The organism is Pseudomonas sp. 4CAES_32.4, assembly GCF_058136335.1.
Map to the genome: position 1 here is coordinate 1,407,270 of NZ_CM176882.1, position 21,962 is coordinate 1,429,231.

The 21,962-nt window shown below is 59.1% G+C and carries 21 protein-coding genes and 1 pseudogene; 9 read left to right on the forward strand and 13 right to left on the reverse strand.

From position 1 onward, the window contains the following. Positions 1-86: 86 nt before the first annotated feature. The 4 genes from AC3Y64_RS06295 (at position 87) to pdxH (ending at position 5,788) form a co-directional block, all read left to right on the forward strand. A complete protein-coding gene (locus tag AC3Y64_RS06295; protein ID WP_489986816.1) occupies positions 87-2,564 on the forward strand; it encodes a beta-agarase in 2,478 nt (825 codons plus the stop codon). Between the two features lie 192 nt (positions 2,565-2,756). Continuing rightward, the gene (locus AC3Y64_RS06300) at positions 2,757-3,902 is read left to right on the forward strand and encodes a serine hydrolase domain-containing protein (protein ID WP_489986817.1); all 1,146 of its coding nucleotides are present in this window, start codon (positions 2,757-2,759) and stop codon (positions 3,900-3,902) included. Between the two features lie 113 nt (positions 3,903-4,015). After that, the gene (locus AC3Y64_RS06305; RefSeq protein WP_489986818.1) at positions 4,016-5,116 is read left to right on the forward strand and encodes an OmpA family protein; all 1,101 of its coding nucleotides are present in this window, start codon (positions 4,016-4,018) and stop codon (positions 5,114-5,116) included. Positions 5,117-5,140: 24 nt separating this feature from the next. Beyond that, positions 5,141-5,788 carry a pyridoxamine 5'-phosphate oxidase gene (pdxH, locus tag AC3Y64_RS06310; protein ID WP_489986819.1) on the forward strand — a complete coding sequence of 216 codons (648 nt, stop codon included), beginning with the start codon at positions 5,141-5,143 and terminating at the stop codon, positions 5,786-5,788. A 5-nt stretch (positions 5,789-5,793) separates the two neighbouring features. Here pdxH and AC3Y64_RS06315 read toward each other — a convergent pair whose 3' ends face one another. Continuing rightward, entirely contained in the window at positions 5,794-6,030 is a 237-nt protein-coding gene (locus tag AC3Y64_RS06315; protein ID WP_489986820.1) for a hypothetical protein, read from the reverse strand. Positions 6,031-6,209: 179 nt separating this feature from the next. Here AC3Y64_RS06315 and AC3Y64_RS06320 point away from each other — a divergent pair, with 179 nt between their 5' ends. Continuing rightward, complete coding sequence (locus AC3Y64_RS06320) at positions 6,210-6,674, forward strand: outer membrane lipoprotein (RefSeq protein WP_158959645.1); 465 nt, start codon at positions 6,210-6,212, stop codon at positions 6,672-6,674. Positions 6,675-6,738: 64 nt separating this feature from the next. Here the strand turns inward: AC3Y64_RS06320 and AC3Y64_RS06325 are convergent, their stop codons facing one another. From AC3Y64_RS06325 to nhaA, 5 genes and pseudogenes are all read right to left on the reverse strand, one after another. Beyond that, complete coding sequence (locus AC3Y64_RS06325; RefSeq protein WP_489986821.1) at positions 6,739-6,984, reverse strand: colicin E3-like toxin immunity protein; 246 nt, start codon at positions 6,982-6,984, stop codon at positions 6,739-6,741. A gap of 7 nt (positions 6,985-6,991) precedes the next feature. Further along, positions 6,992-8,224, reverse strand: a pseudogene (locus AC3Y64_RS06330) (S-type pyocin domain-containing protein). Between the two features lie 183 nt (positions 8,225-8,407). Then, the gene (locus AC3Y64_RS06335; RefSeq protein WP_489986822.1) at positions 8,408-9,148 is read right to left on the reverse strand and encodes an ATPase; all 741 of its coding nucleotides are present in this window, start codon (positions 9,146-9,148) and stop codon (positions 8,408-8,410) included. After that, positions 9,145-9,414, reverse strand: coding sequence for a hypothetical protein (locus tag AC3Y64_RS06340; RefSeq protein WP_489986823.1), 270 nt, complete (start codon positions 9,412-9,414; stop codon positions 9,145-9,147). Before AC3Y64_RS06340 ends, AC3Y64_RS06335 begins: the two co-directional genes overlap by 4 nt. A gap of 122 nt (positions 9,415-9,536) precedes the next feature. After that, entirely contained in the window at positions 9,537-10,724 is a 1,188-nt protein-coding gene (gene nhaA / locus AC3Y64_RS06345; protein WP_489986824.1) for a Na+/H+ antiporter NhaA, read from the reverse strand. A 251-nt stretch (positions 10,725-10,975) separates the two neighbouring features. On the opposite strand from nhaA, the gene AC3Y64_RS06350 reads away from it, so the two are divergent. After that, entirely contained in the window at positions 10,976-12,070 is a 1,095-nt protein-coding gene (locus tag AC3Y64_RS06350; protein WP_489986825.1) for a PLP-dependent cysteine synthase family protein, read from the forward strand. 115 nt (positions 12,071-12,185) lie between these two features. On the opposite strand, the gene AC3Y64_RS06355 is transcribed toward AC3Y64_RS06350, so the two are convergent. The 3 genes from AC3Y64_RS06355 to AC3Y64_RS06365 form a co-directional block, all read right to left on the reverse strand. After that, positions 12,186-13,799, reverse strand: a complete 1,614-nt coding sequence (locus tag AC3Y64_RS06355; protein ID WP_489986826.1) for an NAD(P)/FAD-dependent oxidoreductase — start codon at positions 13,797-13,799, stop codon at positions 12,186-12,188. A gap of 97 nt (positions 13,800-13,896) precedes the next feature. After that, positions 13,897-14,550, reverse strand: a complete 654-nt coding sequence (locus AC3Y64_RS06360) for a COG3650 family protein (RefSeq protein WP_489986827.1) — start codon at positions 14,548-14,550, stop codon at positions 13,897-13,899. Positions 14,551-14,609: 59 nt separating this feature from the next. Continuing rightward, positions 14,610-15,209 carry a short chain dehydrogenase gene (locus tag AC3Y64_RS06365; RefSeq protein WP_489986828.1) on the reverse strand — a complete coding sequence of 200 codons (600 nt, stop codon included), beginning with the start codon at positions 15,207-15,209 and terminating at the stop codon, positions 14,610-14,612. 104 nt (positions 15,210-15,313) lie between these two features. Between AC3Y64_RS06365 and AC3Y64_RS06370 the strand changes: the two genes are divergently transcribed. Then, complete coding sequence (locus AC3Y64_RS06370) at positions 15,314-16,228, forward strand: LysR family transcriptional regulator (RefSeq protein ID WP_489986829.1); 915 nt, start codon at positions 15,314-15,316, stop codon at positions 16,226-16,228. A gap of 111 nt (positions 16,229-16,339) precedes the next feature. Here AC3Y64_RS06370 and AC3Y64_RS06375 read toward each other — a convergent pair whose 3' ends face one another. From AC3Y64_RS06375 to AC3Y64_RS06390, 4 genes are read right to left on the reverse strand one after another with little or no spacing between them, the layout of a single operon-like run. Beyond that, entirely contained in the window at positions 16,340-16,816 is a 477-nt protein-coding gene (locus AC3Y64_RS06375; RefSeq protein WP_489986830.1) for a DoxX family protein, read from the reverse strand. Continuing rightward, a complete protein-coding gene (locus tag AC3Y64_RS06380; RefSeq protein ID WP_489986831.1) occupies positions 16,813-17,571 on the reverse strand; it encodes an HvfC/BufC N-terminal domain-containing protein in 759 nt (252 codons plus the stop codon). Before AC3Y64_RS06380 ends, AC3Y64_RS06375 begins: the two co-directional genes overlap by 4 nt. Beyond that, positions 17,568-18,455 (reverse strand): MNIO family bufferin maturase, encoded by an 888-nt coding sequence (gene bufB, locus AC3Y64_RS06385; RefSeq protein WP_489986832.1) that lies wholly within the window; start codon positions 18,453-18,455, stop codon positions 17,568-17,570. Before bufB ends, AC3Y64_RS06380 begins: the two co-directional genes overlap by 4 nt. Positions 18,456-18,481: 26 nt before the next feature. Further along, on the reverse strand, positions 18,482-18,784 hold the full coding sequence (locus AC3Y64_RS06390) for a BufA1 family periplasmic bufferin-type metallophore (RefSeq protein WP_141129670.1): 303 nt from the start codon (positions 18,782-18,784) through the stop codon (positions 18,482-18,484). A 242-nt stretch (positions 18,785-19,026) separates the two neighbouring features. On the opposite strand from AC3Y64_RS06390, the gene AC3Y64_RS06395 reads away from it, so the two are divergent. Further along, positions 19,027-20,691, forward strand: coding sequence for a DUF2599 domain-containing protein (locus AC3Y64_RS06395; RefSeq protein WP_489986833.1), 1,665 nt, complete (start codon positions 19,027-19,029; stop codon positions 20,689-20,691). Positions 20,692-20,723: 32 nt separating this feature from the next. After that, positions 20,724-21,959 (forward strand): DUF2599 domain-containing protein, encoded by a 1,236-nt coding sequence (locus tag AC3Y64_RS06400; protein ID WP_489986834.1) that lies wholly within the window; start codon positions 20,724-20,726, stop codon positions 21,957-21,959. Positions 21,960-21,962 lie beyond the last annotated feature (3 nt).

Consider the following 21,962-nt stretch of genomic DNA (forward strand, 5'->3'; position numbering starts at 1 on the left):
TGGGCAGTTTTGCCCGCCGCGCTGTCTATCTCTCTGCCATGCTTTTCCATTGGCCTTAGTTGGTCGTTAGGGAGAACTCCGTTCTTATGATCCGCCGTTCGTTGCCTGCCGTATTCGCCTTGATCTTCGCTGCGCCATTGCTCGCGGCGCCCGCCGGTCAGCAGACCCTGTTCAACTTTGTCCGTCCTGCCGACGTGGTGAAAATCGTCACTGAAAACGCTGATCTGCCGCAAGCCAACGCCGAGCAAACCCCTGAGGGCGAAGTGCTGCGCCGGGTGACGTTCAACCCGGTGGCCCGCCCGACCTTGCGTTTGACGCCGCAGACCGGTGCGTGGGACTGGTCGCAGTCGGGGATGATGACCCTGCGCCTGCAGAGTGCGATGAACTGGGCGGTTACCGTTTACGTGCAAATCCAGAGCAATGACGGCCGCACACTGGTCAGCCGCGTCGACCTGCCGGCCGGTCCTGCGCAGACGTTGCTGGTGCCACTGGTGGCTACTGCGCCGTTGAGCCAAGGCATGAAGGCCGGCCCGCCGATGCCGATGACTGTCGATGGTCAGCGCATTTTGCTGGCCAGCAGCAGCGGTGAGATTGATCGCAGCCAAGTGGTGTCGGTGAGTTTGTCGATGGATCAGCCGAAAGTTGCGCAGAGCTTGCTGCTCGAACGTTTTGGCGTGCAGGACGGCGAGTCGGTCACCCAAGCGGTGTACGGCAATCTGGTCGACGCCTACGGCCAATCGACCCGCAGCAAATGGCCGGAAAAAATCAGCAGCGACGAACAACTGAAATCAGCCGCCGCCAAGGAACAGCAACAACTGAAAACCTGGCTGGCGGAACGCGAGAAGTCCTCGCTAGACAAGTTCGGCGGCTGGAACAAAGGCTCGGCGTTCAAGGCCAGTGGCTTTTTCCGCACGGAAAAGCGTGATGGCCGCTGGTATCTGGTCACGCCCGAAGGCCATCCGTTTTACTCGCTGGGCGTGAACACCGTCGCGCCGGACGTCAACCAGACCTACGTGGCCGGTCGCGAGTACATGTTCGAATCGCTGCCTAAACAAGGCGAATCGCTGGCCAGTCACTTCGGCGAAGGCGATAACCGTGGCGGCAATGGCGCCGATCAAGGTCGGGGCTACGGCAACGGGCGCTGGTACGACTTTTATGGGGCCAACCTGCAGCGTGTCTACGGCGACCCGTGCAAAGCCGACAGCGAAAGCAAATCCGGGGTCGCGGAAGCTGCGAAGGCAGACGCGGCTGAAACCGCCGCCGCCAACGCTACCGAGCCTGCCGCCGTCCCGGTCGAGCCAAAGTCCGGTGTCGCTGAAGCGGCCAAGACTGACGCGGTGCAAGTGACCACCGAAAAGGCTGCCACACCGTGCAAAGCGACCATCGACGAACAGCAATGGGCCAATCACACGCTGGATCGTCTGCAAGCCTGGGGTTTCAACACCGTCGGCAACTGGAGCGCCGATTCGCTCAGTGAAGCTGAGCGCGTGCCGTACACGTTGCCGCTGTCGATTGTCGGCGACTACACCAGCATCAGCACCGGCAACGACTGGTGGGGCGGCATGCCGGATCCGTTCGATCCGCGTTTCGCCATGGCCACCGAGCGTGCCGTGGCCATCGCCGCCCGCGACCATCGCGATGATCCATGGCTGATCGGCTATTACGCCGACAACGAACTGGCCTGGGCCGGGCCCGGCGACGATCCGAAATCCCGTTACGCCTTGGCTTACGGCACGTTGAAAATGACCACCGACGTGCCGGCAAAACGCGCGTTCCTCAAGCAGTTGCGCGACAAGTACCGCAATCAGGCCGGGTTGTCGAAGGCTTGGGGCATTGATCTGCCGGCGTGGGAACTGATGGAAGACCCGGGCTTCGAGCCGCCCTTGCCAAGCCCGGAGCATCCGGAAATCGAGGCGGACTTCAAATATTTCCAGAAAGTTTTCGCCGACACCTACTTCAAGACCATTTCCGACTCGCTCAAATGGCACGCGCCGAACCAGTTGCTGCTCGGTGGCCGCTTCGCCATCAGCACGCCGGAAGCGGTGGCGTCCTGCGCACAGTACTGCGATGTACTGAGTTTCAATATGTACACGCTCAAGCCGCAGGATGGTTATGACTTTGCCGCGCTGGGGGCCTTGGATAAACCGGTATTGATCACTGAATTCAACTTTGGCTCTGTGGATCGTGGCCCGTTCTGGGGCGGCGTGACGCAACTGGCCAGGGAAGAAGATCGCGGCCCGGCCTATGCCAACTTCCTCAAGCAGGCCTTGAGCGAGCCTTCGATTGTCGGCGTGCACTGGTTCCAGTATCTGGATCAACCGGTGACCGGGCGTTTGCTCGATGGTGAGAATGGGCATTTTGGTTTGGTCGGAGTGACCGATCTGCCGTATCAGGATTTTGTTGAAGCTGTGCGCAAGAGCAATCTTCAGGCCACTGATCAACTCGGCAAAGAAGCCGAGAAAGCCGCTGCGGCAGGGCACGAAGCTGAGGGCGGCCGTAAGGGCGAGGCTGGTAAAGGGCCGGGGGCAGGGCATGCCGGTGGGCATTCGAGGAATGGTCATTAACGGGTGATGGCCTGAAAAGAACGCAGCCTTCGGCAGCTCCTATATGGGAACGCATTTCTCTGTAGGAGCTGCCGCAGGCTGCGATCTTTTGACTTTTGCTTTTAACCGTCTGGCCCGCAGCTGTTCCCAAATCCCCCAAGGGCTGGAACAATGCGGACCACTTTGTAGAGCGTTTTCGCGGGGGAGTTGCGGGTGCAGATTCAGGGACATTACGAGCTTCAATTCGAAGCGGTGCGCGAAGCTTTTGCGGCACTGTTCGACGATCCCCAGGAACGCGGCGCAGCCCTGTGCATTCAGGTCGGTGGAGAAACCGTCCTCGACCTCTGGTCCGGCACCTGCGACAAGGACGGCGCCGAGGCTTGGCACAGCGACACCATCGCCAACCTGTTCTCCTGCACCAAAACATTTACCGCCGTCACCGCCCTGCAACTGGTCGCCGAAGGCAAGTTGCAACTGGATGCTCCAGTCGCGCGCTACTGGCCGGAATTCGCTGCTGCCGGCAAGGAATCCGTCACCCTGCGCCAATTGCTCTGCCATCAGGCCGGTCTGCCGGCCCTGCGCGAACTGCTGGCGCCCGAAGCTCTTTACGATTGGCAAACCATGGTCGACGCTCTCGCGGCCGAAGCCCCGTGGTGGACGCCGGGTGAAGGCCACGGTTATGCGGCGATTACTTACGGCTGGCTGGTCGGCGAACTGCTGCGGCGTGCCGATGGCCGTGGGCCGGGTGAATCCATCGTCGCGCGGGTGGCCAAGCCGTTGGGCCTGGATTTCCACGTGGGGTTGGCTGACGAAGAATTCCATCGCGTGGCGCACATCGCCCGTGGCAAGGGCAATGCTGGCGACGCCGCAGCGCAACGCTTGTTGCAAGTGACCATGCGCGAACCGACCGCGATGACCACCCGCGCGTTCACCAATCCGCCGTCGGTGCTTACCAGCACCAACAAGCCAGAATGGCGACGTATGCAGCAACCGGCGGCCAACGGCCACGGCAATGCGCGCAGCCTCGCCGGGTTCTACGCCGGTCTGCTCGACGGCAGCCTGCTCGAAAGCGACATGCTTGAAGAGCTGACCCGTGAACACAGCCTCGGCGAAGACAAAACCTTGTTGACCCGCACCCGTTTCGGTCTGGGCTGCATGCTTGATCAACCGGATGTGCCTAATGCCACCTATGGCCTCGGCCCGCGAGCGTTTGGCCATCCGGGGGCGGGCGGCTCCATCGGTTTTGCTGACCCCGAGCATGACGTCGCCTTCGGTTTCGTGACAAATACCCTCGGGCCTTACGTTTTGATGGATCCGCGCGCGCAGCAGCTCGCACGGGTGCTTGCCACTTGTCTGTAAAGCATCAGAAGAGGTTCCAGGGTCGGAACCTCGACAGGTTTTTGGTTTCAAATCGATCGTTTATCCGGGCGAAAGTGCTCTGATTTTTCATTACTTCATTTTGTGGATTTTCAATGTCATCTAAAAAGACCCTCGCCCTGGCCCTGTGTGTAGCGATCACCGGTTGCGCACAGACCCCGAAAAACGATGCGGACGGCAGCAGTTGGTGGCCGTTCGGTTCCTCAGACAAAGTAGCGGCCAAAGAGCCGGCGCCGGCTGCGTTGAAGCCTGCCGCTAGCGCACCAGTGGCCAAAGCTCAAAGCAGCAACCCTTGGTATTGGCCGTTCGGCTCCGATGATGAAGCGGTCAAGGCCGACATGAAGGCCGAAGTCGCTCCTGAAGCGAAAAAACCGGTCACCGTCGCCAAGGCTGACGCCGACACCGGTAGCAAATGGTGGTGGCCGTTCGGTGGCAAGGATCAGCCAGCCACCAAAGCCGTGCCGATGCCGGATCCGAAAGTGACTCAAGCCTGGCTCGACGACTACGAGCCGCGCCTGCGTGAAGCGGTCAAGGACAGCAATCTGCAACTGGAACGCCGTGAAAACGTGCTGGTCGTGACCGCTCCGGTAGAAGGCTCGTTCAACCCTGACCGTCCGGCCATGTTGCTGCCTGTCACCCTCGGCCCGTTCACCCGCGTGGCGAAAATCCTCGAAGCTGACCCGAAAACCGCCGTTCTGGTTTTGGGCCACAGCGACACCAGCGGTTCTGCGCCGGCCAACATCAAGTTGAGCCAGGAACGTGCCCAAGCCATTGCGGCGATTTTCCGCCTCAGCGGCCTGCAGCGTGATCGGCTGATGCTGCGCGGCATGGGTTCCGAAGCGCCCCGTGCGGCCAACGACAGCGTTGAGGGCCGTGCCCTGAACCGCCGCGTCGAATTGATGGTGACCCCGCAGAACACCATGGTTGCGCTGCTGAGCAAGTACAACATGCCGGCACCGAAGCCAGTGACGATGGTCGCCGCGCAGGACGTCAAGCCAGTGGCCAAACCGGTGACCCCGGCTCCAGCGGCGAAAAAAGCCGCTGTGCCTGCCGCGAAAAAAGCTCCAGCGAAGAAAGCCGCTGCCAAGGCGCCGGCTAAAAAAGCCCCGGCCAAGGCTCCAGCGAAGAAAACCACGCCAGCCAAAGCCGCCGCGACGGACAAGAAAGTCGCCGCGACCGATACCACCAAGAAGTGATCCGCTAACGAAAAGGAATGCGCCATGACCCAGGCTCTGGCAGATATGCGTCGTGATTACACCCGTGATGGCCTGACCGAGGCGCAAGCCCCGGCCGAGCCTTTTGCGCTGTTCCACCAGTGGTTTGCCGACGCGGTGAAAACCGAACAGGCGCCGGTGGAAGCCAACGCCATGACCTTGGCCACGGTCGATGCGGATGGGCGTCCGCATTGCCGCATTCTGCTGCTCAAGGGCCTGGACACGCAGGGCTTCACCTTCTTCACCAACTACGACAGCGCCAAGGGCCAGCATCTGGCGGCCAATCCGTTTGCCGCCATGACCTTCTTCTGGCCGACCCTCGAGCGCCAAGTGCGCATCGAAGGGCGGGTGGTGAAAGTCACGCCTGAGGAGTCCGACGCGTATTACCAAGTGCGTCCGCTGGGCAGCCGTCTCGGCGCCTGGGCATCGCCGCAGAGCCGGGTGATCAACGGGCGGGGTGAACTGGAAGATCTGCTCAAGGCCACCCAACAGCGTTTCTCCGATAGCCAACCCGACTGTCCGGAACATTGGGGCGGTTACCGCTTGCTACCTGAGCGCATCGAATTCTGGCAGGGCCGTCCGAGCCGTCTGCACGATCGCCTCAACTACCGTGTGCAGGGCGCCAACTGGATTCTTGAACGTCTGGCACCCTGAACAGTCTACCGAGCGGGATACTCTGCTGACGCGGCCTCCAGCCACTTCGGCAGATCCCGGCGCCTGATCTTCTGCGCCCGAGCGCGAGCCAATTGGTCAAGCATGAAGGCGCGTTTGCCTTCGTCCTTGCCGGCCAGTGACAGCGCCAGGTCGCGATCCATCCAGCGCTTGATCCGCACGTACAACCACCAGTGGAAGTACAAGCCGGCGGCAGTGGTGACGACGATGATGAAGTAGTCCATGAAAATCCTTGGTCTCGATGGCGCAGAATCAGCAAATTGGCGCTACTGTAGGGCTATGTCAGGGAACGCGTGCAGGCGTCTGTACCGCGCCTGAATGAAAGCGAATTTGTCCGGGTTGCGTCGTGACAGGCGTCAAGCCACGGAGTTTAATGAATATATGTTCCTTTGGAGTTGATGCTATGCGTAAGTCTGTTCTGCTAATTGCTTCCTTTTCCACGATGGCGATGTTGCTTACCGGCTGCCAATCGAGCCTGACCGGTGACTCCTACTCCCGTGACGAAGCGCGTCGCGTGCAGACGATTCGCATGGGCACCATCGAATCCCTGCGCCCGGTCAAGATCGAAGGCACCAAAACCCCTATCGGCGGCATCGCCGGTGCAGCGGTCGGCGGCGTTGGCGGCAGCGCCATCGGCGGCGGCAAGGGCAGCATCGTAGCTGCAGTCATTGGTGCGGTGGCAGGTGGTCTGCTCGGCTCGGCGACTGAAGAAGGCCTGACCCGTACTCAAGGCGTGGAAATCACCGTGCGTGAAGACGACGGCAGCATGCGTGCCTATGTGCAGCAGGTACAGGAGAATGAAGTGTTCCGCGTCGGCGAGCGCGTGCGGATTTCCACTGTTGGCGGGACCAGCCGCGTTTCGCACTAAGCGGGATGTAGGATGAAGAAAAACCCCGATCAGGTGACTGGTCGGGGTTTTTTCTTTGCCCGTATTAACTGTAGTCAAACGAAATTTGATAGTCGCTGTTAGTCAGAGCGATTTGATGTTGGAAGTACGGTTGAATAGTAGAGACCCACTTTTCGACGACGTTGAAGCTGCCATTATTGATGTTGCCCGCTACCGGAATGCCTAAGGCATTCAGTACTGATTCATCCTCGCCCAGATCTTTCGACGACTCCTCGCCTTTCAATTGCAGTGTTGCTGAGTCGTACCACTCCAATCTCAGTTCCAGTCCCATCTCTTCCTCACAGATAGCTTTTTTTGATGCTTCTTTCTTTTATAGGTCCTTCGCGTTGCTCACCTGTGAAGGGATCGAAGGCTCCTAGGTGCGTTCCATCGCTTCGGTACATCTCTAGCTCTCCACCTTGAATCCCATTCGTAAATTTTCTTCCCTTTGGCATCTGTCCACCGCTTACGAAGTCCACCTCCGCCCTGAACCGGATTCTTGTCCTTAACCTTTTTCAAGTCTGGAAATGCTGTGATTTGTTCTGTAGTCGGCGGTTTATGGTAGCTGTGGCCAGCAGGTGCCAAGCCTTTTCGTGCTGTGTTCAGTACAACGTATAACGGTTTTACTCCGGAGTGCGCCGGAAAAACCAAAATGAAATCCCGGTATTCCGGTGGGTAAACCGGATTCACCAACATCCCGTCAACCGCTTTCGTCGGCGGATACACCCAGATATGCGGTGCTTGCGGTGCAGCCTCCAGCGCTGGAATACCGAGGATGTCCGAACCGTCCACCGCCGGCGTCCAGATCAGTTCGACGCCTTCGCCCAAGTCAGCAATGAACTGGCTGCCACGTTCACTGAACTGCACAACATCAACCATTTCCCAATCGCGATTCTTGCCGGTGTAGAAGCCATAGCCCTTCAGACTTCCGTCGGCTTGTTGCTCCACCCGCAGGCGCACGCGGGTTCGGGCCTGTTTGAGGCCGCGGAGTTGGTCTTCGGTATAAAGCGCGCTGTCGCCGAGTGTGGGTGTCCAGACCATTGCGACAAGCCCGGTGAGCAGAGCAGCTCCCGTTGCACCGATGACTGCAGCGGCACCCAAGACTGGAACTGCGATGGCGGGCGTGCGCAGGGCGAGTTGACCAACGCAAGTGCGACAGTGCTGCCGCTGATGGTTTGCAGATTCACCAGGCCCGCATCGTCAACCTCACGGCCGCCCAGCAGAATCAGCTCGCCGTAATCCTTCAGACTGTCAGTCGGCACCATGCCCGAGGGATTGCTGTAATCAATAATCGCATCCGGCAATTTGCAGGACTTGGCGAATACGCAGCCAGCCCGAACGGGCGCTGCCTTTTTGATCGCCACCTCACGACTACGCTCGAAAGCCTCCTGCCGCGCCAGCATGGCATCGTAAGCGTCTTGTCTGGCGTCACGCTCAGCCAGTTCACTGACCGTCATATAGCGGTAGGTGACGTGATGCCCGTCGCCTTGCGGTGGGTTGGAAACCCGGGGAATGTCCTTGTTGCCAGCCACTGATCATCCTTTCGTTCATCATCGACAGCCCTTCGCAAAGGGCTGCGCAACGTTAACGAAGCAGGAAAAGTGTGGCTGTAGGACGTGTCTCTAAAGACGTGGGGATTGTTCGACGCGGATGGATCTGTAGACAGGCTGTTGTTTGAAACTCAGGGTGCCGATCCCGCAGGAAGGTTCAGCGCACTATAGTAATTTGTCGAGCACGAACTCTTTGAACCAAGGAGGCTGAGTATCTGATTTTATTTCAATCAGATCGCCATCAGTGATCTCCGCAATCTGCGTGAGGCCTTCGCTACCTTCGTCCGAGTTATCGAAAATATAAGCTCTGTTGGACGTCAGGATGGCGTCAGATAGAAGCTCCAAAGATCTCCAGTACCGTGCTTCTATTTTTTCAGGAGGAACGCTGTGCCCACCTTGTGATACTCGATAGGCAACCCTGGCAATGTTGATCTGAGGATCGGCTGTAGCAACATAGTAAACATAGACCCTGTAACCGGAGGCATGAGCTTCAGCGAGCAGTTTGACCTTGTCAGAGGAAGACATGACGGTTTCGAACGTAAAGCTGATGCGCTCTTTGATCAGTGATCTTCGTATGAAGTCGGAGAGGGCGGATGCGACGTACGAATCGATTTCAGTATTTGCAAAACTGAGCCGTTCACCGTCGATTGTCAGAAGATCCAGCTTTACCAATGACTGAGGGTCTTTCTTCAGCAGGGCGTGTTCACGGAGAAATTCGAAAACACCTTCTTTGTGACCTTCGATGCGATAGGAGGTGAAGTCAAAATACCCCGTATCTTTGATTGCGCGCTCTATATCATCAGGATTTATGTAGTTGCCCAGTAGATGCGCGGGAACCAATCGATTGAAAGTGCTTTTTCCTGACCCGTTGGGCCCGGCAAATATCCGTATTCTCGGTGTGCTCAAGAAGTAACCTGTTTCGAGGATTTATTGATCTGCAGACGGGTACCGCTTTTCAGATTTCCATAGGTGCCGATTGTGCGCAAAGCAACGGAGCTCTTCTCTGTGACTTCGAACAACTGACCATCCTTGGCGACAAGCACTGCGGCGCCATTGGCGAGCGCTATCTTGTAGGCGTTACTGAATGCCTTCAGGGCGATGTCCGGAATCCGCGACTCTTGGATGGAAATCTGATCGTCCGTCATCGGGCGTTTTTCTGCTTTACGTGACATGGATGACTCCGGAAGCGGTACTGAGAGGGTGCGACTGTCAACGAAAGATATAGCACACTTGCAAGGTTCAGAGCCAAGCCCCTCTAAATGGAAGGGCATGGTTTTATGTAGAAATATGCGTTTCAGGCGTTTTGCATGGTATTGCGCCGACTCGCCGCCGCCGTCACCGCATAACCAATCAACGCCGCCAGAATCGAGCCGGTCAAAATGCCCATTCGGTCCATGCCCGCGTAATCGCTCACACCTGGTTCAAATGCCAGTGAGCCGACAAACAGGCTCATGGTGAAGCCGATCCCGCAGAGGATCGCCACGCCCAGTACCTGACCCCAATTGGCGCCTTGGGGCAGGGCAGCGATGCCGATTTTCACGGCCAGCCAGGTCAGGCCGAACACGCCGACGGTCTTGCCCAGCAGCAGGCCTACTGCAATGCCCATCGGCACATGATGGGTGAAGCTTTCGACGGTCACGCCGCTCAGCGACAGGCCTGCGTTGGCGAAGGCGAACAGCGGCAGGATGCCGTAGGCTACCCACGGATGCAGCGCATGCTCGAGGGTCAGCAGCGGCGACGGTTCGGCGTTTTTCGTGCGCAGTGGAATGCAGAACGCCAGGGTCACACCGGCCAGCGTCGCGTGAACACCGCTCTTGAGCACGCAGACCCAAAGGATCAACCCGATGATCATGTAAGGCCCGAGCTTGACTACCCCAAGCCGGTTCATCGCTACCAGCGACGCAATGCACGCCGCCGCCAGACCCAGCGACAGGGTCGACAGTTCGCCGGAATAGAAGATCGCGATGATCACGATGGCACCAAGGTCATCGATGATTGCCAGGGTCATCAGAAACAGCTTCAACGACACCGGCACACGCTTGCCGAGCAGGGCCAGCACACCGAGGGCGAAGGCGATGTCGGTAGCGGTCGGAATCGCCCAGCCATCAAGCGCTGCCGGATTGTCGCGGTTGAGGAACCAGTAGATCAGCGCCGGCACCAGCATGCCGCCAACCGCTGCCGCACCCGGCAGGACGATCTGCGACGGCTTGGACAGCTGACCGTCGAGCACCTCGCGCTTCACTTCCAGGCCGATCAGCAGGAAGAACATTGCCATCAGACCGTCGTTGATCCACAGCAGCAGGGGTTTAGCGATTTTCAACGCACCGATCTGCGCCACCACCGGGGTGTCGAGCAGGCCGGTGTACAGCCACGACAGCGGCGAGTTGTTGATAATCAGGGCCAGGACGGCTGCGGCGATCAATAACAGACCGCTGGCAGCTTCCAACTGAAAGAAACGCGTGAAAGTGCTACGCAGAGGCAAGGTCGCTCTCCATCGATAAAGTCAAAAGGTGGGACACCCTAACCCGTACTGTTAGTTGTTAAAACAAAAGTTATATTCTTTTTTGTTATATGTCGTTACAGGGTGTCTGGCCCAGGCCACGCTGAGCCTAGCAGTTGCCTGACACATTGAGACTCAGCTGTATCTGTGCGCGCTATAGGAATTTTCCTAAGCTGATGAGCGAGCCTTTCGAACCGCTCCATCTCCTGCCCGATTCAACGAGAACCATCACCATGAGTGACAACCGACAGTGGGCCCGCGAAGCCATCCGCATCATCGAGGCGGATTTCCAGCGCAGCGCCGACACCCACCTCATCCCCTTGCCGCTGCCAGGTTTTGCGGGCATCGAGTTGTATTTCAAGGACGAGTCCAGCCATCCGACTGGCAGTCTTAAACATCGCTTGGCCCGTTCGCTGTTTCTCTACGCGCTGTGTAATGGCTGGTTGAAACCCGGCGCGCCGGTGATCGAGGCGTCCAGCGGTTCGACGGCGATTTCCGAGGCGTATTTCGCGCGGATGCTCGGTTTGCCGTTTATTGCGGTGATGCCGGCGACCACCTCCAAAGAGAAGATCGCGCAGATCGAGTTCTATGGCGGCAAAAGCCATCTGGTAAAAGATCCGACGCAGATCTACGCCGAATCCGAGCGTTTGGCCCGTGAACACGATGGTCACTTCATCGACCAGTTCACCTACGCCGAGCGCGCCACCGATTGGCGTGCAAACAACAACATCGCCGAATCGATCTTCCAGCAGATGCGCTACGAAAAGCACCCGGAACCGAGCTGGCTGATTTCTAGTCCCGGCACCGGCGGCACGACCGCGACCCTCGGTCGTTACGTGCGTTATCGCCAGCACTGCACTCGCGTGTTGTGTGCCGATGCCGAGCGTTCGGTGTTCTTCGATTTCTACCAGACTGGCGACGCGAGTCTGCGCCTGGAGTGCGGTTCACGCATTGAAGGCATTGGCCGACCACGGGTGGAAGCGTCGTTCCTGCCCAAGGTGATCGATGCGATGGTCAAGGTGCCAGACGCCTTGTCGCTGGCGGCCATGCATTATCTGGCGCAACGTCTGGGCCGGCATGTTGGCGGGTCGAGCGGGACCAATCTGATCGGCGCCTTGATGGCGGCGCAGCAGATGAAAGCGGCGGGGGAGTCGGGGTCGATCGTGGCGATTCTGTGCGATGGTGGAGAGCGTTATGCCGACACGTATTACGATCAGGATTGGCTGAAGGCGCAGGGGTATGAGTTGAGTGGGTTGATCGAGGCGGTGGCGGCGAGTGCCGAGCGTGGTGAGGCGCTGCCGACTTCAGTCCTGCGCGCCAATATCTGACGCACCGAAATCAAATGTAGGAGTGAGCCTGCTCGCGATGGCGCAATAGCATTCAACATTGATGTTGAATGGACTACCGCTATCGCGAGCAGGCTCACTCCTACAGGGTTTTGTGTCAGTCAGTCAGACCGAGAATGTCTCGCGCAACGGCTTCGGCAATACGAATCCCGTCCACACCCGCCGACAGAATCCCACCCGCATAACCCGCGCCTTCACCGGCCGGGAACAAGCCTTTGACGTTCATGCTCTGCAGGGTTTCGTTACGGGTAATGCGCAACGGCGACGAAGTACGCGTCTCGATCCCGGTCAACACCGCATCGTGCAGCGAATAGCCGCGAATCTGCTTCTCGAACGCTGGCAACGCTTCGCGGATTGCTTCGATGGCAAAGTCCGGCAGCGCCAAGGCCAGATCGCCCAGCGCTACACCTGGTTTGTATGACGGCTCAACTTCGCCCAGTTCGGTCGAAGGAATGTCGTTGATGAAGTCGCCCACCAGTTGCGCCGGCGCTTTGTAATCGCTACCACCCAGAATGAAGGCGTGGGATTCCAGGCGTTCCTGCAACTCGATCCCGGCCAGCGGGCCGCCCGGATAATCGACTTCCGGGGTGATGCCGACGACGATGCCGGAGTTGGCGTTGCGCTCGTTACGCGAGTACTGGCTCATGCCGTTGGTAACCACGCGGTTTGGCTCGGAAGTCGCCGCGACCACGGTGCCGCCCGGGCACATGCAGAAGCTGTAGACCGAACGACCGTTCTTGGCGTGGTGCACCAGTTTGTAGTCGGCAGCACCGAGTTTCGGGTGGCCGGCGTACTTGCCCAGACGCGCACGATCAATCAGCGATTGCGGGTGTTCGATACGGAAACCCACCGAGAACGGCTTGGCTTCCATGAACACACCACGGCTGTGAAGCATGCGGAAGGTGTCGCGGGCGCTATGACCGAGGGCCAGAACCACGTGTTTCGAATGCAGGGTTTCACCGCTGGCCAATTGCACGCCGACCAGTTGGCCGTCTTCGATCAGCACGTCAGTGACGCGTTCCTGAAAGCGCACTTCGCCGCCGAGTTCGCGGATCTGCTCGCGCATGTTTTCAACCATGCCGGTCAGACGGAACGTACCGATGTGCGGCTTGCTGACGTAAAGGATTTCTTCCGGCGCGCCAGCCTTGACGAACTCGTGCAGAACTTTGCGACCGAGGAACTTCGGGTCTTTGATCTGGCTGTACAGCTTGCCGTCAGAGAACGTGCCCGCACCGCCTTCGCCGAACTGCACGTTGGACTCAGGGTTAAGCACGCTTTTACGCCACAGGCCCCACGTGTCCTTTGTGCGCTGGCGGACTTCGGTGCCGCGTTCGAGAACGATCGGCTTGAAGCCCATTTGCGCCAGCAACAGACCGGCGAAAATCCCGCACGGGCCAAAACCGACAACGATCGGACGCTGGCTCAGGTCGCTCGGCGCTTCGCCGACGAATTTGTAGCTGACATCCGGCGCCGCGTTGACGTTACGGTCGTCGGCGAACTTGCCCAACACCTTGGCCTCGTCGCGCAATTCGAGGTCGATGGTGTAGATGAAGCACAGTTCGGAGGACTTTTTGCGCGCGTCGTAGCTGCGCTTGAACAAGGTGAAATCGAGCAAGTCATCGCTGGCGATGCCCAGGCGCTGCACGATGGCAGGGCGCAGGTCTTCTTCGGGATGGTCGATTGGCAGCTTGAGTTCAGTGATTCGTAACATGGCGAGGATCCGGGTTCGCGGGGCGCACAACTGCGCCAGGGCGTTTGAAGGCCGCGATTATAAGCCGCAAAGGCTGGATCCGGTGAGGCTAAAACGCTCAGTCGTCGCGCGATCCGCCGAAATACCCGCAACCGCGTTGCACCTGGCCGTCGATGCGCAGTTCGGCGCTCATGTGCTGCACACTGCCGGTGCTGCTGTCGACGCAGCGTTGCGGCGCGACCCACAATTCGATGCGTTGATTGTTGGCTTCGCTGCTCAGGTTGAAGCGGCCGTCGCCCAGTTGTTCTTCGACATAAGGCACGGCGAGCGGTGGCTGACCTTCGCGGTCGATGACCATGCCTCTGCCGCTGACTTTGACGTTCCATTCCGGGCCGTGACCGGTGGCGCGCAGGATCAGCAGTTTGAAATTCGGATCATCGCACGCGGTGCCGGAGCGCTCGACGCGATACAGCTGCGTCAGATCGAGACGATCGCCCGAGACCTTGCCGCGCACATCGGCAAACAGTTTGCCTTGCTCGTCGGCCAGCGTGGCGGCCTCTTGCAGAACGCTGGTGCCGCCGATGTCATTGACGATGAGTTGGCGCTGATCCTGGCACGGCTGGAACACCAGTTTGCCGTCAGCGGCGGTCAGTTGCCCCTGCATCCGCGTCTGCCCGACGTGCGAGGCACTTTCTCGCTGGCCATCGAACAACTGGCAAGCGGCAAACAACGGCAGCAGGGCAACAACGACTAACGAACGGGCAACACGCATCTTCGGCTCTCCAGACAAGTGCCGCCACGTTACGCAGCCTGACCGTTCATCACAAGGGTTTAACCGACGTGAAACGTCTGACCGGTTTGCAGGCCTTCGACACTTTTCGCGTAGGCCAACGCCACTTCGGCCGCAGGAACCGGCTTGTAGCCACGGAAGTACGGTGCATATTTACCCATCGCTTCGAGCAACACGGTCGGGCTGACCGAGTTAACCCGCAGCCCGCGAGGCAGTTCGGTGGCGGCCGCGCGGACGAAGCTGTCGAGAGCGCCGTTGACCAACGCTGCCGAAGCGCCACTGCGAATCGGATCGTGGCTGAGCACGCCAGTGGTGAAGGTGAACGAAGCGCCGTCATTGGCGAACTCACGGCCGATCAACAGCAGGTTGACCTGGCCCATCAGCTTGTCTTTGAGGCCGAGGGCGAAACTGTCTTCATTCATCTCGCCAAGCGGGGCGAAGGTCACGTTGCCGGCAGCGCAGATCAGTGCATCGAACTTTCCGGTCTGCTCGAAGAGTTTGCGGATCGATGCGCTGTCACTGATATCGACATTGAAATCACCGCTGTTGCGACCAATACGGACCACGTCGTGACGCTGCGAGAGTTCTTTGTCCACCGCCGAACCGATGGTGCCGCCAGCGCCTATCAACAGAATTTTCATCGTGCTGTACCTCAAGTGATTGAACGAGGTTTCAGTCTAGAGTGGTTTTTTCTGCGGATAAGCGCACTAATGGGCAACCTTTGGTTTTCAAATGGAAACAATCCATGAGTGAAATGGATGACCTTGCGGCCTTCGCGGTGTTGATTGAGGCCGGCAGTTTTACCTTGGCTGCGCAGCAACTGGGTTGCAGCAAAGGGCAGTTGTCCAAGCGCATCAGCCAGCTCGAAGCGCAGTTTTCCGTGGTGTTGCTGCAGCGCACCACACGGCGCTTGAGCCTGACGGCGGCGGGTGCGGCGCTGTTGCCTCAGGCGCAGGCGCTTGTCGTCCAGGTGGAAAAGGCGCGTCAGGCCTTGGCGCGCTTGAAGGAGGATATCGCCGGCCCGGTGCGTATGACGGTTCCGGTGTCGCTTGGGGAAACCTTCTTCGATGGTTTGTTGCTGGAGTTTTCGCAGCAGTATCCCGAGGTGCAGATCGAGTTGGAGCTGAACAACAGTTATCGCGATTTGTCCCGGGACGGGTTTGATCTGGCGATTCGTTCCGAGGTGGCCAATGACTCACGCCTTGTGGCGAAACCGCTGCTGGCCTGGCAGGAAATGACCTGCGCGAGTCCCGCCTATCTGGATCAATTTGGCGAACCGGCGACGCCGCAGGCACTGGCCGAGCACCGCTGTTTGCTCAACAGCCACTACAGCGGTCGTGAGGAATGGCTGTATCACCAGCAGCACGAATTGTTGCGAGTGCGGGTGTCGGGGCCGTTCGCCAGCAATCACTACAACCTGCTGAAGAAAGCCGCGCTCAGCGGCGCCGGCATCGCCCGGTTACCTTCTTACCTGTTGCAGGCGGAATTGGCTGACGGTCGATTGCGCTGGCTCCTGCGCGATTTTCAGACGCGGCGCATGCCGATGTACCTGGTGCATCCGTATCAGGGCGGCTTGCCGAAACGCACCCAAGTGTTGGCGGATTATCTGATTGGCTGGTTCAAGCGCAGCGGCGAGGCGCTGGATCGATTGCAGCGCTGAACCTGAACACCATTCCCAGTAGGAGCTGCCGAAGGCTGCGATCTTTTGATCTTGATGTTAAAAAGCAAAATCAAAAGATCGCAGCCTTCGGCAGCTCCTACAGGACAATGTTCAGTTCGCAAAGCGCCGGGCGATCAGATGATCGATCGACAACTTGCCCGGCCCGTTCGCCATCAGGTACAGCAACACCGCCGCCCAGGTCCCGTGAGTCGGATAGGCATCCGGGTACACAAACAGCTGAATGGTCAGGGTCATGGCCAGCAGTGCCAGCGCCGAAAACCGCGTGGCGAAACCGATCAGGATCAGCACCGGAAAGAAGTGCTCGGCGAAGGCGGCCATGTGCGCGGCGATTTCCGGCGACAGCAGCGGCACGTGGTATTCGCTCTGGAACAGCGGAATCGTCGAGTCGGCCAGACGCGGCCAGCCCAGTTGAAATGTGCCGTCGATCAAGTCGATGGCCAATCCCTCGACCTTGGTCTGCCCGGACTTCCAGAACACGGCTGCAATCGAAAAGCGCGCAATAAAGGCGATCAGGCTATGCGGGATTGTTTCCAGCAGCGCGATGGCGCGGACGATGAGGTTGTTCATGGCAGTTCCTTGTTGTTCAAGTGAGTAATGGCGTTGTGCGCGATCAGCACGCCGAGGGTTTGCGTCAGATCGAAAGGCGGGCTGACTTCTACCGCCAGCAGCAGTGGCTGGCCTTGGCTCAGGTGGCGGATAAACACGCTGGCGCCGGGTTCGATGACCATCACTTCAACGTCGAGATGGTTGCGCAGCACCAATGCGTGCTGTCCCTGCTGCAAATCGATGCCCGCGAGGCTTGCCTGCCGTTGATGCGCCGCCCAGATCGCAACCACCGGCCAGGCTGAATGGAGCTGATACACGGACGGATGCAGCTCGACGCTGAGCGTGCTCAGCGTTTGCGGATGGGCGAGTGCGGCTGTGATTTCTTCCGGTCGAACCGGTAACGCATCGGCGGCGTGATAGGCACGCGTGCGCAGATGCTCAAGGCGCGCCACGTCGGCCAGATACGGCACGCTGGACGCCGGTTCGAACGCGGCAATGAAGTCGGCAAAGTCTTCGCCGTAACGGCTCATCAAAGGACTTTGCGGTGGTTGGGCCTGGACGAATATGGCCGCCATCGCGCGAAAGAATTCTTCTCCGACCAATTGCGTGACCACCGGATAACCATCGGCCAGCGCGTTGATCAGCGAACTCAGCACGTTGTTGCGGTACACCGCGAATCGGCTGGCCGGGTCGCCACCGTTGCTGCTGAACAAGCCCTCGGGGCAGGGCGATTGCGCGTCTAGAAGGGCCGCAGCAAATGCCGCATGAGTGCTCACGGCCGACTCCCGGCCAGCATCAGCAGCTTCTCTGCCTGATGCGCTTCGGCCAGCAAAACGTCAAATGCCGGCAGCTGATTGTCTCGCTCGATCAGCGTCGCCACGGGGCCGATGCGTTCCAGTGCTTGTCGGTACAAACACCAGACGGCTTGATCGATCGGCGCACCATGATCGTCGATCAACAGACGGTCGCCAACGCTATCGCAATCCTCGGCGAACCCCGCCAAATGAACTTCACCGACCGCATGCAGCGGCAACGCATCGAGATAGGCCAGTGGGTCACGCTGGTGATTGATGCACGACACATAGATGTTATTCACGTCGAGCAACAGGCCACAGCCGCTGTGGCGAATGACTTCATTGATGAAGTCGGGTTCGTCATAGGTCGAACGTTGGAACCCGAGATACGTCGCCGGGTTTTCCAGCAACATTGGCCGTTTGAGAAAGTTCTGCACCTGGTCGATGTGCGCGCAGACGCGGTTCAGCGTTGGCGTGTCGTAGGCCAGTGGCAGCAGGTCATTGAGAAACACCGGGCCGTGGCTCGACCACGCCAGGTGTTCGGAAAAAGACTGGGGTTGATAGCGTTCGATCAGTTCGGCAAGGCGTTTGAGGTGCTGTTGATCCAGCGCCCCTTCGCCACCGATGGACAGTCCGACACCGTGCAGCGACAGCGGATATTGCTGGCGAATCAAACCCAGGAAGTGATGAAACGGCCCGCCGTCGACCATGTAGTTTTCGGCGTGGACCTCAAAGAAACCGATGTCCGGCTGGGAACCGAGCACTTCACGAAAGTGCCCGGTCTTGAGCCCCAGCCCGGCTCTGGGCGGGAGCTCGGTGCGGGCTGCCTGAGTGCCGGGAAGGGTGGCGCGGTGAGTTGTGAACATGATCGTCACTCAAGCAGACCCGAAGATCAGGACTTGGCTTTGAAGGCTTCCATCTGACCGAAACCGGTCGGCGAGGTCTTGCTCTCGGTGGTCGCGCAGGTGCCTTTCGGAACGAGTTTCCAGGCGTTGGCCTGGTAATCCATTTTCGCCGTGCCGGCACAAGTGGTGCCTGCACCGGCGGCGCAATCGTTGTGACCTTTCATGGCCACGCCGAAGCATTTTTCCATGTCGTCGGCAGCGTGGGCGGTGGAGACAGCGGCGATGCTCAGGGCAGAACCAAGGGCCAGAACCAGGGCGGTGGCGGACAGGGTGCGGGTGGTAGCAGTCATGATGTTTCTCCAGTTTCGTTGAGGGTTTTTACAAGCGTTTTGCGCTTGCTTGTCCCTCTAGAGAAACGAGGTGGCGTTGCGTTACAGCCCGCTCGAAAGTTTTTTTTGATGGGCAAAATGCTCATGACCATTCGTCGCTTTTAGGTGCCTACCTGTAATTTCTGACAGTAGCCAATTATGGATTGCGGGTGTTCCATGGCTATCAGGACGGCCGGTTGGCCATTGACCAAGGACGGTATCTGATGACGAACCTTCGCACGGCTTTAATGACGCTGGCCTTGCTCCCTTTGGCGGTCACAGCCATGGCGGCACCGACACCGCCGGATCCGCTGGAGACGCTCAAACGCATCAACCACAACTACAACACCCTCACGCAGGCCTGCGCGGAACCCGACATCGGCGCCGCGCGCGGGCTTTATTACTGCAACGGCGTGACGTTGCGCATGGTCAACGACGGGCCGTTCAACCCGTGGGATTACAGCCCCTATGCGGTCAAGATCGGCGCGACGTCCTACTCGTGGATTCGCAAGGACCTGAGCACGCGGATCCTTATCCACCCGGCCGGTCTGATCCTGCGCACGCCCACCGATGCAGCGACATTGGGGCTGCCGGTCAAAGAACAGGGCTTCATGTGCATCTACGCCTTCGATGGCGGCACCGGCCCGGAGCGCAAGTGGTACGGCTGCGGTTTCTTCGACAATCGTGAGCCGCCCCGCACGGCGCAAGGAGAGATGAACAATCGCAACGCGGCTTTGGCCTACGGCACCTGTGCGGAGGCTGGCGTCAGCACTGCCGAGCAATGGACGAAGAAATACACCGGGGTGATGAAGGGACCGATCCAGTTCGACCAGTGTTCGTGGAATGCAGAAAAACCCGAGGACTGGAACGCCATGATCAAGGTGCACGAGTCCCGGCGCACCACCACCAATCGAGACCCTTATTCGTTCAGTGCGCAGGTCAATGAGTTCATGTTGAAAAATGCCTCGGCGACCAACGACGGCAGCGAGAACATGAAGTACATCGACGCCTTCATCTACAACGTCAACACCACGCAGAACTTCGCCACCCGTGGCGATCAGGCGCCGCCCAAGCCTGAAAACGGTTTGAACAGCGCGCGCAATTTCCAGAAAAAACTGCATACCCAAGGCTTCAGCGTGCCGGTCCTGCGCCTGGATTTCACCAAGCCGCCGGAGCAGCGTTTCAGCTATATCGCCGCCGATCAGGCGATTGACGAGATGGTGGTGGCAGGTGCCCCGGCGCCCAGCTACATCGCCGAAGCGGTGTGGATCGAGCGCTACGATCCCGGCAGCAAGAAAAACGAATGGTCGCTCAAGGTCACGCCAACCGCCGACGGCAAGGCGATTCAGGCGAGCAATCAGGACGTCTTGTTCAGCGAGCTGTTCGCCCTGCGTGGCGCTGATAGCCAGTGGCGCGACAACGAGAAAGCCACGGGCAGTATGCGCCAGCAACTGAGTTGCCTGATCCAGCACTATCCGGCCAAAACCGAATGGAACATCGAACCTTTCCGTCCGGTGGTCAGCCCGCAAGAGGCGGCCAAGGCCGGGTGCAATCCGCTCCCGGCGCAGTACATCGCTTCGGCTGACTGGATCAAGCGCTTCGACCCCGGCGCGGGCAAGGATGAATGGACGTTGAGCGTGGTGCCGACGGCGTCTGGAAGGGCTTTGCCCGCCGATCAAATCGGCGCTCTGTACGAGCAATTGTTCGCCCGCAACGGCGCAGACAGCCAATGGCGTGAAAACGAAACCTCCGCTGGCAGCATGCGCCAGCAGTTGATCTGCGTCTTGGTCAACTATCGCAACAAGACGCCGTGGAATCTTGAGCCGTTCAGGCCGGCGTTATCGGACGCCGAGACCCGGGCCGCCGGTTGCAATCCTGTTCCCCGTTGAATGTGTGTTGGCTAATCAAGGAGATGCATGCCATGAAAAAACGTCTGATCAGAACCGCGCCACTGCTCATGTTGCCGCTGCTGTTGCACGCGGCATGGGCCAGTGCCGAATCTTGCGACGAGACGCTGAAGAAAGTCGAAAGCCTGTACAACAAAACCGTCGACAGCTGCGGGCAGGACCCCGCGTCCGACTGTTCGGGACTGCTGGTTCGTGGCACCCATCGGGCCGACCCGGCCAAGGGCCAGAAATGGGATGTGTGGAACCCCAGCCCGAAAGCTCTGGAACTTGGTACCTTCGCCGCGTCATACATGCGCGCCGATGGGATCAGCTATGAAGACCCGGGCATGAGCACACAGAACGGTTACCTGATTACGCCAAGAGATCTGATCCGCGACCCGGAAACCCCCGTGCACGTTTATTGCGCGTTTCCCAACGATGCCTGGACTGATTTCCGTGATGATCGCGGCTGTGGCAACAACAAGAACACCTCGCCCACAGAAGCAGTTTGCCAGGCGATGAAGCCTCCGATTGTGACGCCAAGTGCTTGGGTCGCGCACTTCACCCAGTTCAACAACAATCGCCAGCAGGACCAGTTGCAGTGCGGTTTCAATATGCGCAATCCGATGAGCAGCAAGGAACGTGTCGATGCGTTTCGCAACTTCCTCGGTGCGCGTCAGGTCATCAACACACGTGAGTTTCAGACCCAGACAGAACTGCGTCTGAGCAATCCGAAAACCGATGAGTTGCCGATCCTGGCGTTTTTCTACAGTGACCAACGCGGCTTGAAGGATGCCATGGCCAATCAGCGCGATTACAAGGCCAAGACCGGTAAGGATCGCAACATCGTCAAGATCGACTTCCCGAAAACCCCGACGGGCAAAGCGACCTTCTCATGCGGGCAAAGCGCCCCGGCGCCGACGCAATTCTGCGAGAAGTACATCGAGTCGAGCACCTGGATCAAGCGTCCCGATCCGAAGCTGGGGCCGGACACCTGGTCGCTCTCGGTGGTGCCGACCGCGTGCGGACGTGCGATCAAGGATGACCAGACCGACCGCATGTTTGCCGAGTTGTACAACAAGCATAAGGACGACGCGCAGTGGCGTGAGTACAGCATCAACGGTGGCTCACTTCGTCGGCAGTTGGTCTGTCATCTGGCCGCCACGTTCGACGGCCGGCCGGCGCGCAACAAGCCTGAGTGGAACCTTGAACCGGCGCGGCCGTATGTCGATCAGGCCAAGGCTGTCGCGATGCAATGTAATCCGTACTGACAC